The sequence below is a fragment of the Acinetobacter psychrotolerans genome (assembly GCF_048552595.1).
In the GTDB taxonomy this organism is placed as follows: domain Bacteria; phylum Pseudomonadota; class Gammaproteobacteria; order Pseudomonadales; family Moraxellaceae; genus Acinetobacter.
Window position 1 is genome coordinate 24,207 of record NZ_JBIMDK010000005.1, and the last position, 12,254, is coordinate 36,460.

13 protein-coding genes and 1 tRNA gene are annotated in these 12,254 nt (G+C 37.8%); 12 read left to right on the plus strand and 2 right to left on the minus strand.

The features are described from left to right. Positions 1 to 35 precede the first annotated feature (35 nt). Positions 36 to 1,673, minus strand: coding sequence for an L-aspartate oxidase (nadB, locus tag ACG94X_RS05970; RefSeq protein WP_419382834.1), 1,638 nt, complete (start codon positions 1,671 to 1,673; stop codon positions 36 to 38). A 226-nt stretch (positions 1,674 to 1,899) separates the two neighbouring features. On the opposite strand from nadB, the gene ACG94X_RS05975 reads away from it, so the two are divergent. From ACG94X_RS05975 to ACG94X_RS06030, 12 genes are all read left to right on the plus strand, one after another. Then, on the plus strand, positions 1,900 to 3,297 hold the full coding sequence (locus ACG94X_RS05975; RefSeq protein ID WP_419382835.1) for a Do family serine endopeptidase: 1,398 nt from the start codon (positions 1,900 to 1,902) through the stop codon (positions 3,295 to 3,297). A gap of 99 nt (positions 3,298 to 3,396) precedes the next feature. Next, positions 3,397 to 3,864 carry an acyl-CoA thioesterase gene (locus tag ACG94X_RS05980; protein ID WP_419382836.1) on the plus strand — a complete coding sequence of 156 codons (468 nt, stop codon included), beginning with the start codon at positions 3,397 to 3,399 and terminating at the stop codon, positions 3,862 to 3,864. Between the two features lie 89 nt (positions 3,865 to 3,953). Next, complete coding sequence (locus tag ACG94X_RS05985; protein ID WP_419382837.1) at positions 3,954 to 4,124, plus strand: hypothetical protein; 171 nt, start codon at positions 3,954 to 3,956, stop codon at positions 4,122 to 4,124. A 226-nt stretch (positions 4,125 to 4,350) separates the two neighbouring features. Next, positions 4,351 to 6,168, plus strand: coding sequence for a translation elongation factor 4 (gene lepA, locus ACG94X_RS05990; protein WP_419382838.1), 1,818 nt, complete (start codon positions 4,351 to 4,353; stop codon positions 6,166 to 6,168). A 24-nt stretch (positions 6,169 to 6,192) separates the two neighbouring features. Further along, entirely contained in the window at positions 6,193 to 7,047 is an 855-nt protein-coding gene (gene lepB, locus ACG94X_RS05995) for a signal peptidase I (protein WP_419382839.1), read from the plus strand. A gap of 307 nt (positions 7,048 to 7,354) precedes the next feature. Then, a complete protein-coding gene (locus ACG94X_RS06000) occupies positions 7,355 to 7,729 on the plus strand; it encodes a DUF4845 domain-containing protein (protein ID WP_419382840.1) in 375 nt (124 codons plus the stop codon). Next, positions 7,701 to 8,393: a ribonuclease III gene (gene rnc, locus ACG94X_RS06005; RefSeq protein WP_419382841.1), complete on the plus strand. Its 693-nt coding sequence runs from the start codon at positions 7,701 to 7,703 to the stop codon at positions 8,391 to 8,393. The genes ACG94X_RS06000 and rnc overlap by 29 nt, the downstream gene beginning before the upstream one ends. Before the next feature lie 5 nt (positions 8,394 to 8,398). Next, positions 8,399 to 9,427 (plus strand): GTPase Era, encoded by a 1,029-nt coding sequence (gene era / locus ACG94X_RS06010; protein ID WP_419382842.1) that lies wholly within the window; start codon positions 8,399 to 8,401, stop codon positions 9,425 to 9,427. A 32-nt stretch (positions 9,428 to 9,459) separates the two neighbouring features. After that, positions 9,460 to 9,648 carry an NF038104 family lipoprotein gene (locus tag ACG94X_RS06015; RefSeq protein WP_419382843.1) on the plus strand — a complete coding sequence of 63 codons (189 nt, stop codon included), beginning with the start codon at positions 9,460 to 9,462 and terminating at the stop codon, positions 9,646 to 9,648. 22 nt (positions 9,649 to 9,670) lie between these two features. Further along, positions 9,671 to 10,390 (plus strand): DNA repair protein RecO, encoded by a 720-nt coding sequence (gene recO, locus ACG94X_RS06020; RefSeq protein WP_419382844.1) that lies wholly within the window; start codon positions 9,671 to 9,673, stop codon positions 10,388 to 10,390. Positions 10,391 to 10,420: 30 nt separating this feature from the next. Next, complete coding sequence (gene pdxJ, locus ACG94X_RS06025; RefSeq protein WP_419382845.1) at positions 10,421 to 11,143, plus strand: pyridoxine 5'-phosphate synthase; 723 nt, start codon at positions 10,421 to 10,423, stop codon at positions 11,141 to 11,143. A gap of 35 nt (positions 11,144 to 11,178) precedes the next feature. After that, on the plus strand, positions 11,179 to 11,835 hold the full coding sequence (locus tag ACG94X_RS06030) for a MiaE family protein (RefSeq protein ID WP_419382846.1): 657 nt from the start codon (positions 11,179 to 11,181) through the stop codon (positions 11,833 to 11,835). Between the two features lie 332 nt (positions 11,836 to 12,167). On the opposite strand, the gene ACG94X_RS06035 is transcribed toward ACG94X_RS06030, so the two are convergent. Further along, positions 12,168 to 12,243 (minus strand) — tRNA-Asn (locus ACG94X_RS06035). Positions 12,244 to 12,254 lie beyond the last annotated feature (11 nt).

Genomic DNA, 12,254 nt, shown 5'->3' on the forward strand with positions numbered 1-12,254 from the left:
TTTAAAAATTATTGAAACCGTTTTAATCGGAATAACTAAGCATTCACCAAAGGCATATCAACGGTAAAGTTGGGTGGTGTTAATACTGTTTTTCTTAATTCTGGTGAAAGCTCAGGATAATCAAGTGTGTAATGCAAACCACGTGATTCTTTACGCTCCATTGCACAGCGCACAATCATTTCAGAAACCATGACTAAATTACGTAATTCAATCAAGTTTTTACTGACATGATAGTCTTGATAATATTCAGTGATTTCTTTTTTAAGCATTTCAATACGGTGCAATGCACGTTGTAAACGCTTGGTTGTTCTGACAATACCAACATAGTTCCACATGGTGGCCCGTAGTTCATCCCAGTTTTGTAAAATGACAACATCTTCATCAGGATTGGTTGATTGAGAGGCATCCCATTCCGCAACTTTCGGCGTGTCAAAAGGTTGATCAAACTTTGCCTCAATATCCTTTGCGGCACTCATACCATAGACAAAACATTCAAGTAATGAGTTGCTTGCCATACGGTTTGCGCCGTGTAGCCCTGTATATGAGGTTTCGCCAATGGCATATAAACCTGCCAAATCCGTTTGACTATTTTCATCCACAACGACACCACCACAGGTGTAATGCGCAGCAGGTACAACAGGGATCATATCGTGAGTGATATCAATTCCGAGCTCTAATAATCGTGCATATAGAGTAGGGAAATGCTCTTTCACAAATTCAGCAGGTTTGTGGCTAATGTCTAACCAAACATGACGGATACCCAAGCGTTTGATTTCATAGTCTATTGCCCGAGCTACAATGTCACGTGGGGCAAGTTCAGCACGTTCATCAAACCGCAACATGAAGCGTTCACCATCTGGTAAACGTAGATAAGCACCTTCACCACGCATGGCTTCTGTAATTAAAAATGAACGTGCTTGAGGATGATACAAACAAGTCGGATGGAACTGGTTAAATTCCATATTAGCGACACGGCAACCTGCACGATATGCCATCGCAATACCATCACCCGTCGCAATGTCAGGATTTGAGGTATATAAATAAGCTTTCATAGCGCCACCACAAGCCAAAGCGGTGAAGGGTGCTAAAAAAGTATGAACTTTCTCATTTTTTTCATCGAGTGCATAAAGACCGACAGCACGATTCGTTTCTTCTTTTTGCCCTAATTTATGTGTGGTAATGAGATCAATCGCAATATAATTTTCAAAAATATGAATATTTTTCTTCTCTATGGCTCTTTGTACCAAAGTTGTGGAAATAGCCTTGCCTGTTGCATCCGCTGCATGAATGATACGGCGTTGAGAATGACCACCTTCACGTGTTAAATGCAATTGCTCATCATCATCTAAAGTAAATTGCACACCATGATTCAATAAAAAATCTACAGATGGACGACCACCTTCTACAGTATGCTTTACCGCATCCAATTCACATAACTGAGCACCTGCAATCATCGTGTCATCAATATGCTGTTGAATAGAATCTGTTTCATCGAGTACAGCAGCAACACCACCTTGCGCAAAATAGGTGCTTGCATCGGTTAATGTAGATTTTGCTAAAACTGCAATTTTGAAATGTTCTGGCAATGATAAGGCTAGACTTAAGCCAGCACCGCCACTACCCACAATAATGACATCAAATTGATGTGTTGTTTTTAAATTAGACATGTCCATCAGCTAATTTCAAAAAAAGTGCGTCAATAACACTCTTTTTTTCCATAAATTACAATAGTTATCAGTCTTAGATTTTAGTATAGATACAACATTAAAGTTCATTTAAGCCAATATTAAGTACAGTCTTGTTTTATAGAAATATGAAAACATATTATTACGCAAATACACCAAGTAATATGTTACAAACATTTTTTTAGCGAAATTATAAGCTGTAGGTTCTTAATAAATGAGTAATGGTCTTATACAAAAAGGAATGTATGCAGTAGCATTTACCGTCGCTGCGGCAACATCACAAGTTCAAGCTTCGACACCAGTAGACTTTTCAAATCTAGTTGAGCAAGTCAGTCCTGCTGTGGTCAGTGTTAATGTTGTTAAAAAATTATCTCAGGAAGAAATTTTACAACAGCAAGTTCCTGAAATTTTAAAACGTTTTTTTGGTAATCAAGTCATTATTCCTCAGCAAAGAGCACCACAAGAAAAAACAGCTTATGGCAGTGCATTCTTTATTAGTAGAGATGGTTATTTACTTACAAACCACCATGTGGTTGAAGATGCCTCTAAAGTGACGATTATGTTAAATGACCGTCGTGAGATTGATGCGACCGTGGTGGGAAGTGATGCACGTACCGATGTAGCTTTACTCAAGGTCAATGGTGCAAATTTTCCATCTTTAAATGTGGGAAATGTAGATCAACTTAAAGTTGGGCAGCCTGTACTTGCCATTGGTTCACCATTTGGATTTGACTATTCTGCTTCAGCAGGGATTGTTAGTGCGAAATCTCGAAATATGTCAGGTGAGACATCAGTTCCATTTATTCAAACCGATGTTGCATTAAACCCAGGTAACTCTGGTGGGCCGTTATTTAACCAACAAGGTCAAGTGGTTGGGGTGAATTCTCGTATCTTTAGTGGTACAGGGGGTTACATGGGCTTGTCTTTCTCTATTCCAATTGATGTCGCAATGGACGTTGTCGATCAATTGAAAAAGAATGGTAAAGTGACACGTTCATATCTAGGTGTGATGTTGCAAGATATTGACCGAAATTTGGCAGAAGCCTATAAGTTGGATAAACCAGAAGGTTCATTGATTACACAAGTTTCACCAGATTCTCCAGCTGCAAAAGCAGGCTTTAGAGCCGGTGATGTCATTATGAAATACAACGGTTCAGCTATTTCACGTACTTCTGAGTTATTAAACTATCTCAATCGTACTCAACCGACTCAAACGGTTCAACTCGAAGTATTAAGAGATGATAAGCCGAAAGTAATATCTGCAATTTTAACGGTTGCACCAGATGATACTCCTGCTAAAGCGGATATCGTGACGGCTGCAAAAGTCAATAAAGGGCCTGTTCTTGGTGTTGCTATTCGTAGTCTAACAGAGCAAGAAAAAAATAAACTGAATTTGAAAGGCGGTGTCTTTATTCAAGATGTCACTTCAGGTGGTTTAGCTGCACAATCACGTATTATTGCAGGTGATATTATTACCCAAGTGAATAACAAGAAAATCATTACACCCAATGATTTTGTAGAAGCAGTTGCGGATTTACAGAAAAATACTGTTGCTCGTGTCGCCATTGTTCGTGAAGGGCAGTATGCGATGATTGGTTTACGCATCCAATAAAATTAAAACATTTGAATAGAATGAGCCACTTATCAAGTGGCTTTTTTATGCCAAAATAATCGAGATATTTAGATCTTAAACGTGGAAGGAAAAAATCACATGAGTTCAGTGTTTGATTTACAGATTAAAGTGAAACCAGAACATATAGATATCTTAGGTCATGTGAATAATGTGGTGTATGTGCAATGGATGCAAGATGTCGCATCGGCTCATATTGAAACGCTAGGTGTAGGACTGGAACAATATTTAGAAATGAAACATGCCATGGTTGCTATTGAGCATCATGTTCAATATCGCAAAGCTGCATTGTTAGGTGATGACATTATTCTCCGAACATGGCTCTATGACATAAATGCTTTATATTCATTTCGTCAATATGCTTTTTTTAGAGCCAGTGATAAGAGTTTGTTATTTACTGGAAATACCAAATGGGCATGCATAGAGATTGCTACAGGGCGACCAAAACGTATGTCACCTACTTTTATTCAAGCGTATCAACCTATTGATTCTAAAATTGATCCTTACGATTTAATTGCGCTAGAAATCATTGAGTCTAAGAGTTTTTGATTTGAGAGAAGCAATGTCATGGTGATGGATGCTTTGAATACAATTATGACACCACATTTAGTTTTAAATCATTAGGCGGGCAAGGCTTGATGTCTAGAATGATGATTCATATTCTATCGGTACTAAAAGATAAGGTGTTATTTTCAAATCGAATGCAGTTTTTGATTGCAGAGGTTGATTCAAAAAATACCAACTTTATTCGTCTATTGTTAAAACATGGATTTCAGGCTGTCGCTGTAGAAGAAGCGAAGAGAAAGTAGCTGTTACTCGATTTATAGATTTCTTCAGCACTCATTTTTAAATATTTCTTTAACGCTGTGGGCACAGGATTCACAACATAATAGACGATAATTTGTTTCATGCTGTCATTAAATATATTTCTTTTTCTACAACAGCATTCTGCTATAATCCTTCGCAATTATTATCAGCTTTTGCTATGTAATTTTTATTTCATACATAGCGCAATTTATATGTTTAAGGTAGCCCATGGCGCAAGCTAAGAAATCAGTCGATATCAAAAATATTCGCAATTTTTCAATCATTGCTCACATCGACCACGGTAAATCCACTTTGGCGGATCGCTTCATTCAGACGTGTGGTGGTTTACAAGATCGTGAAATGCAGGCGCAAGTCCTCGATTCCATGGAAATTGAACGCGAACGTGGTATTACCATTAAAGCAACTTCTGTGACCTTGTATTACACGCATCCGAATGGTGAGGAATATCAGCTTAATTTCATCGACACACCAGGACACGTAGACTTTTCTTATGAAGTGTCTCGTTCTTTGGCGGCTTGTGAAGGTGCATTATTGGTTGTTGATGCTGCACAAGGTGTGGAAGCTCAGTCAGTTGCGAACTGTTATACCGCGCTTGAGCAAGGTTTAGAAGTTCTACCTATTTTAAACAAAATTGATTTACCACAAGCTGAACCTGAACGTGTGATTCAAGAAATTGAAGACATTATTGGGATTGAAGCAACAGAAGCGCCAACATGTTCTGCGAAAACAGGGCTTGGAGTAGAAGGTGTTTTGGAAACACTGGTCAATGTGATTCCTCCACCAACGGGTGACCGTGATGCACCATTACAAGCGCTCATTGTTGACTCGTGGTTTGATAACTACTTAGGTGTAGTATCACTAGTACGTGTCAAGCATGGTCGTATTCGTAAAGGCGACAAAATGCTGATTAAATCTACAGGTCAGACGCATATCGTGACTTCTGTTGGTATTTTTAATCCAAAACATACAGACACAGGTATGCTTGAAGCGGGTGAAGTTGGCTTTGTTATTGCAGGGATTAAAGATATTTTTGGTGCACCAGTCGGCGATACCATTACATTGTCTACAACCCCTGATGTTGAGGTATTACCTGGTTTCAAAAAGGTTAAACCACAGGTTTATGCAGGTTTATTCCCAATTGATGCAAGTGATTTCGAACCTTTCCGTGAAGCATTACATAAGCTGCAAATTAACGATTCGGCATTATTTTTTGAACCTGAAAGTTCTGATGCTTTAGGGTTTGGTTTCCGTTGTGGCTTCTTGGGTATGCTGCATATGGAAATTGTACAAGAGCGTTTAGAGCGTGAGTACGATTTAGACCTGATTAGTTCTGCGCCAACAGTGATTTACGAAGCATTAATGAAAAATGGTGCAATCAAATACATTGATAGCCCATCTAAAATGCCTGAAGGTTCAACTGTTGAAGATTTACGTGAACCGATTGCAGAATGTCACATCTTAGTGCCACAGGAATACTTGGGTAATGTGATGACTTTATGTATGGAACGCCGTGGTATTCAAAAAGACATGAAGTTTATGGCAAACCAAGTATCGGTTACTTTTGAAATTCCGTTGGCAGAAGTGGTGATGGATTTCTTTGATAAATTGAAATCTTGTTCACGTGGTTTTGCATCTTTAGATTACAACTTTGTACGTTTCGAGAGTTCATCTTTAGTTAAGGTTGATGTGTTAATTAACTCTGAGAAAGTTGATGCTTTGGCAATGATTTGTCATCGTAATGATGCACGTCATCGTGGTATTTCCTTAGTAGAAAAAATGAAAGACTTAATTCCTCGTCAAATGTTTGATGTGGCAATTCAAGCCGCAATTGGCGCGCAAATTATTGCACGCTCGACAGTGAAGGCAATGCGTAAAAACGTATTGGCTAAGTGTTATGGTGGTGACGTGTCTCGTAAGAAGAAACTTCTTTCGAAACAAAAAGAAGGTAAGAAGCGCATGAAGCAAGTGGGTAGTGTTGAAATCCCACAAGAAGCGTTCTTAGCTGTTTTGAAAGTCGACAGATAATATAATTAAGAGGTCGTATAGCTCATGGATTTTGATTTTAATTTAATTCTCGTACCCGCAACGCTCGTGTTTTTTGGGTTATGGTTGCTCGATAAGTTTGTATTGAAGCAGCGTGCAACAAAGGGTAAGGGAAATGAAAATGTCATTATTTCATGGGCTTATGATTTTTGGCCAGTTTTAGCTATCGTTTTAGTTTTACGCTCATTCTTTTTTGAACCCTTTAATATTCCATCAGATTCTATGGTACCGACCTTAGAAACGGGTGATTATATTTTGGTGAATAAATTCCAATACGGTGTGCGTTTACCAATTACAAATACAAAAATTATTGATATTGGCGAGCCGAAACGTGGTGATGTAGCGGTTTTCCGTTACCCTTTAAATCCAAAAATTAGTTATATCAAACGTATCATTGGTTTGCCGGGTGATCATATTGAGTTTAATAAAGGTCAATTGATTATTAATGGTAAGAATGTCGAGCAGATTCCCGCAGAATTTAGCCGTGAAAAAGATATTTTAGATACGCCTAAGTCGATTTATTATTATGAAAAAATGGGTGAGCATAAACATTTGGTTCGCTTGTTAGAAGGTCAAAATACGTTGATCAGTGCATTTAATTATGCACAAAAGAAACAAGACTTACCTTATGTCGCAACAGCAAATGATCATTTTGTGAAGTCGAATGGCGAAAGTTGGGAAGTGATTGTGCCAAAAGGACACTACTTTGCAATGGGTGATAACCGTGATCAAAGTGCAGATAGTCGTTTTTGGGGTTTTGTACCTGAAGAAAATTTAACGGGGCATGCGATTTATGTGTGGATGCATAAAGAACCAGGCTTGAAAATGCCTTCATTCAGTCGTAATGGTGCAATTGATTAATTGTTGTTGCAATATTTTCTAGATATAAAGGTCAATGATTATTGACCTTTATTTTTATCTATTACAGCGAGCAAGTTGTATTGATTTATAAGAAAAATAAAAGCCAACGAGTGATTTAAACTAGCAACTTGCTGCCGTTTAAAGGATAATACTTTAAATAAATTCTTATTACGCTTTATTTAGGGTGTATGTAAAATTTATAAACAATTAAACGTCATGAAATAGTTTGAATCAATCCTGATGATTATGCCAAGTTGTTTTTGCTTTGGAATTAAGGATAATTCATTTTCACCTGTTGGATAAAAAAATGCGTAAAAAACAACAAGGCACTTCATATATTGGAATTTTATTGGGGATAATTGCTTTAGCTTTTATGTTGAAAATCATAGTTGCTGTATGGCCGTTATACTGGGATGATCGTATGATCAATGATCAAATTGCAGAGCAAGTCAAGAGTAGCCCTGCGGATATTAGCCCCGCTAAATTTGCATCAGAAGTTAGTAAAAGGTTCGAGATGAACAATATCAGAGATATTAAATTTAATGATATTGCTACTGTTTCTACACAAGATGGTTTACAAGTGACTAAGAAATATGAGGTACGAAAAAATTTCATGCTGAATATCGATATAGTCCTCACATTTGAGAAGAGTTTTGATAAAAGGTCAGTTGAAAGTAAGTGATCCACGCTTACAGAACAGAATTGGTTATCAGTTTAAACAATACGAGTTATTGCAACTTGCGCTGACTCACCGTTCGGTGAGTCACAAATATAACTATGAACGCTTGGAATTTCTGGGCGATGCATTGTTAGGTATGATTGTCGCAAATTATCTATATCACGCTTATCCGACTGAAAATGAAGGTCGTCTGACGCGTATGCGTGCGACTCTAGTTCGTCAGGAAGCATTGGGTAAAATTGCTAACGACTTAAAACTCAGTACCAGTTTAATTTTAAGTACGGGTGAATTGAAATCGGGTGGTCATCATCGTGAGTCAATATTAGCGGATACAGTCGAAGCAATCATTGGTGCAATTTATACAGATTGTCAGGATTTACCGTTATTAAGTGCAATTGTATTGAAATGGTATGATCCTTATTTTGAAAATATTGAACCTACCGATCAATTGAAAGATCCGAAATCACGTCTACAAGAATATCTACAAGCTCGTAAAAAACATTTACCTATTTATGAGGTCGTAGATATTCAAGGTGATGCACCAAATCAACATTTTAAAGTAGAATGTACAGTAGATGGCTTGCCTAAAATGATAGGTGAGGGAGCAAGCCGCCGTTTTGCAGAACAGGCAGTCGCGGCGGAATTTTTAAAGTTATTGGAGCAGTAAACTGCATGAATGAACATTCCGATCACAATGATGCTGATCACGAGCCGACTAAAAACGGCAATGAGTTAATTAATCAATTTTTTAGTTCTCAAGGCACAACAATTCCTACTGATTATAAAAGTGGTTTTGTTGCGATTGTTGGACGCCCAAACGTTGGTAAATCAACGTTAATGAACCATATTTTGGGTCAAAAACTTTCAATTACATCACGCAAACCACAAACGACGCGTCATAAAATTGTCGGTATTGATTCACGTGAAAAATCTCAAGCAGTATTCGTAGATACGCCCGGGATGCACAAAAAAGAAGTTCGTGCTATCAATAAAATGATGAATCGTGCTGCACACTCGGCACTTCGTGATGTGAATCTGGTTTTGTTTGTATTGGATGCAGACAAATGGACACAAAACGATGAACTTGTTTTAGAAAAGCTTAAAAATGCAACAATGCCTGTTATTCTCGTGATCAATAAAATTGATACGCTTGAAAACAAAAATCATGCTTTGCCATTGATTCAAGAGCGTGCGAAATTGATGAATTTTGCTGAAATTGTTCCAGTATCTGCACTACGTGGTGCTAACTTGGATCATTTGCGTGCGACGATTGAAAATTATTTACCTTTCCAGCCACCATTGTATTCTTTGGAACAGTTAACTGACCGTTCTGAGCGTTTCCTTGCGAGTGAAATTATTCGTGAGAAAATTATGCGTCAATTGGGTGAAGAGCTTCCTTATGATTTAACGGTTCAAATAGAATCATTTAAAACAGAAGATCCGACGATTAATGAAAAAACAGGTCGTCTAAAGCCCGCTTGTACGTATATTGATGCGACGATTTTTGTTGATCGTTCAGGTCAAAAAGCCATCGTAATTGGTGAAAAAGGTGCTAAGCTGAAAAAGATTGGTATTGATGCTCGTGCGGACATGGAAAAAATGTTTGAGCAGAAGATTATGCTGACGCTTTGGGTGAAAGTTAAAGGTGGCTGGTCTGATGATGAGCGTGCATTAAAAAGTTTAGGATATAGCGATATCTAATCGTTAAAAAAAAATATAAGGAATGAACCGTAATGATCAAAGTTTTAGCTATAGTCACTTGTGTTTTCATGTTGCAAGGTTGTATTCATAAACTCGTTACGGTTCCAGTGAAAGTTGCTTATAAAACTACGAAAGGGGTTGTCAAAGGGACAGCCGCTGTCGTGGGTGCAGTCATTCCAGATGGGGATGATGAAGAGGAAAAAAACAAGAAAGATGACTGATTATTGGATAAAACACTGATCAATGCGTAATGAAGTTTTACATGGTTATTTAATTCATCATCGTAAATATAGAGAACGTAGTCATATTGTGCACTTGTTTACCCAAGAGCATGGTCGTGTCGATGGGATTATAAGACAAACACCACCACCACAATATCAACCAATTACCTTACAAGCTTCCGGAAAATCTGAACTTAAAAATTTTTCTAAACTTGAAATTTTGAATCAGCCGATTTTTTTTTATGGCGATGCATTTTTTTCAGGTTTTTATCTGAATGAGATTATTCTCAGATTATGCCCTTTAGAAGAGGCATTACCTGAAACGTTTGAGCAGTATCATTTAACCTTACAACATTTACAAAAACTATCTGAAAATACTCAGACGGATTTATTTTTGCGCCAAATTTTACGTCAATTTGAACATGCGCTTTTAGAAGAACTTGGCTATCCCTTAGATTATGCGCATGATTCGAATCAACACGAAATCATTCAAAACCAACGTTATCAGTTTCAATTGTCTGAAGGATTCACCCCAGTCGTGCACACGTCATCTGCAACCTTATTGGGTCAGCAAATTCTGAGCATGGCAAATTATGAAAAGGGTAGGGATTTTAGTGCAGAACAGTTACAATTATTAGCAAAGCTTTATCGACAAATGATTACTTCACTTTTGGGTGATCGACCGCTTAAAAGCCGTCAGCTTTGGATTCAAAATTCTCAATCAAAAATTGTGAACCGCTAATTTTAAATTTATTGATATTAGGAAAATGTTATGGCTGCATTGCTTGGTGTAAACATTGATCATGTTGCGACTTTAAGACAAGCACGTGGAACGACTTATCCTGATCCTGTAAAAGCAGCATTAATTTGTGAACAAGCAGGAGCAGAAGGCATTACGTTACATTTACGTGAAGATCGTCGTCATATTCAAGATGATGATGTACGCCGTATGCGTCCTGTTTTAAAGACCAGAATGAATTTAGAAATAGCTGTAACTGATGAAATGGTTGCTTTTGCTCAAGAGATCAAACCGCATCATGTCTGCTTTGTTCCAGAAAAGCGTGAAGAAGTGACGACGGAAGGCGGTTTAGATGTCGTGGGACATTTTGAAGATGTCAAAGCTGCGACTCACACATTAACGGCGATTGGTTGTGATGTTTCTTTGTTTATTGATCCTGATTTTGCACAAATCGATGCAGCCATCGCTTGTGGTGCGCCAACCATCGAATTGCATACAGGTGCGTATGCTGAGGCAACGGGTGAGGCGCAACAAATTGAATTAGAGCGAATTATCAAAGGTACTGAATATGCAGCCGCTAAAGGTTTGGTGGTTAATGCAGGTCACGGTTTAAACCTTGGAAATGTTGCGGCAATAGCCGCGATTCCTCAAATTCATGAATTGAATATCGGACATTCAATTATTGCAGAAAGTGTGTTTGTCGGTTTAGAGCAAGCTGTTCAGGATATGAAAGCAGCAATACACATCGCAAGTTAATTTTTTCCTTTTATTTATATTGTTGAATTTTGGTCATGTCTAGTATTAATTATGATGAACTTATGCAGCCCGTCATTGCTTTTTTAGGTTGCGAAACACCTAAAGCTTGGCTGGATGAAGCACTGAACAATCTCCCTTTGCTCATGCAAGATCATGCAAATTGTGAAAAAAAAGCAGCAGGAACAGCAATGAATTTGATGTTCCGTTATAGTTTTTTTACCAATTTACAAATCAAACTGGCACAACTTGTTCGTGAAGAAATGTTGCATTATGAACAAGTTTTAGAGTTTATGACCAAGCGTGGTCAAGAGTGGAAAGGTTTAAGTGCGGGACGTTACGCAGGTGGTTTACGTAAAGAAATTCGTACTTATGAGCCTGAAGCTTTAATTGATATCTTGGTGATTGGTGCATTTGTAGAGGCGCGTTCTTGTGAGCGTTTCTATGCGCTTGCTCCGATTGTAGATCAAGAGTTGGGGCGTTATTACCGATACTTATTAAAGTCTGAATCTCGTCATTATGAGGATTATCTTACTTTAGCTTTGGATGTTGCAAAGACTGCAAAGTTAAAAGATCCAGAGGAAGATATCCAGCAGCGTATCGAGCTAATTCGTGAGGTGGAAAAGGATTTGATTCTAAGTCCGGATAAAACCTTCCGTTTCCATAGTGGTGTACCTAATAAAGCAGTGGCTTAAATTATCAATTTTTAAAGGGAAGTGTTGATCGCTTCCTTTTTTGCTTCTGAATAATCGAAGAAAAATAATAGCTTTGAATGTCTTAATAACTAAGTTATTTCTTAGGTAAACTTTTGGGCAAATTAAAAAATCAAGAATTTATGGCTAAAGATATTTTAAAACCAATATTGGTTATTTTTTTTGGGGCTTTATTCTTGATTTCTTAAAGGGAGAGAGGGTTAATGGTTCATCAAAAGCTGATTAATAATATTTCCGCAAACTCTTTATTATTTTTCATCGTTATGGTTTTAATGCATAAAAAAACCCACTTAATTAAGTGGGTTTTTAGAATCTGGCTCTCCAACCTGGGCTCGAACCAGGGACCTGCGGATTAACAGTCCGTCGCTCTACCGACTGAGCTATTGGAGAATCTGAATGCG

Excerpts from the sequence above, each read along its gene's own strand:
- ACG94X_RS06030 (WP_419382846.1), top strand. The coding sequence starts at position 11,179 with ATGTCTAGTATTAATTATGATGAACTTATGCAGCCCGTCATTGCTTTT.
- ACG94X_RS06015 (WP_419382843.1), top strand. The coding sequence starts at position 9,460 with ATGATCAAAGTTTTAGCTATAGTCACTTGTGTTTTCATGTTGCAAGGT.
- pdxJ (WP_419382845.1), top strand. The coding sequence starts at position 10,421 with ATGGCTGCATTGCTTGGTGTAAACATTGATCATGTTGCGACTTTAAGA.
- lepB (WP_419382839.1), top strand. The coding sequence starts at position 6,193 with ATGGATTTTGATTTTAATTTAATTCTCGTACCCGCAACGCTCGTGTTT.
- era (WP_419382842.1), top strand. The coding sequence starts at position 8,399 with ATGAATGAACATTCCGATCACAATGATGCTGATCACGAGCCGACTAAA.
- lepA (WP_419382838.1), top strand. The coding sequence starts at position 4,351 with ATGGCGCAAGCTAAGAAATCAGTCGATATCAAAAATATTCGCAATTTT.
- ACG94X_RS05985 (WP_419382837.1), top strand. The coding sequence starts at position 3,954 with ATGTCTAGAATGATGATTCATATTCTATCGGTACTAAAAGATAAGGTG.
- ACG94X_RS06000 (WP_419382840.1), top strand. The coding sequence starts at position 7,355 with ATGCGTAAAAAACAACAAGGCACTTCATATATTGGAATTTTATTGGGG.
- nadB (WP_419382834.1), bottom strand. The coding sequence starts at position 1,673 with ATGGACATGTCTAATTTAAAAACAACACATCAATTTGATGTCATTATT.
- recO (WP_419382844.1), top strand. The coding sequence starts at position 9,671 with ATGCGTAATGAAGTTTTACATGGTTATTTAATTCATCATCGTAAATAT.
- ACG94X_RS05975 (WP_419382835.1), top strand. The coding sequence starts at position 1,900 with ATGAGTAATGGTCTTATACAAAAAGGAATGTATGCAGTAGCATTTACC.
- ACG94X_RS05980 (WP_419382836.1), top strand. The coding sequence starts at position 3,397 with ATGAGTTCAGTGTTTGATTTACAGATTAAAGTGAAACCAGAACATATA.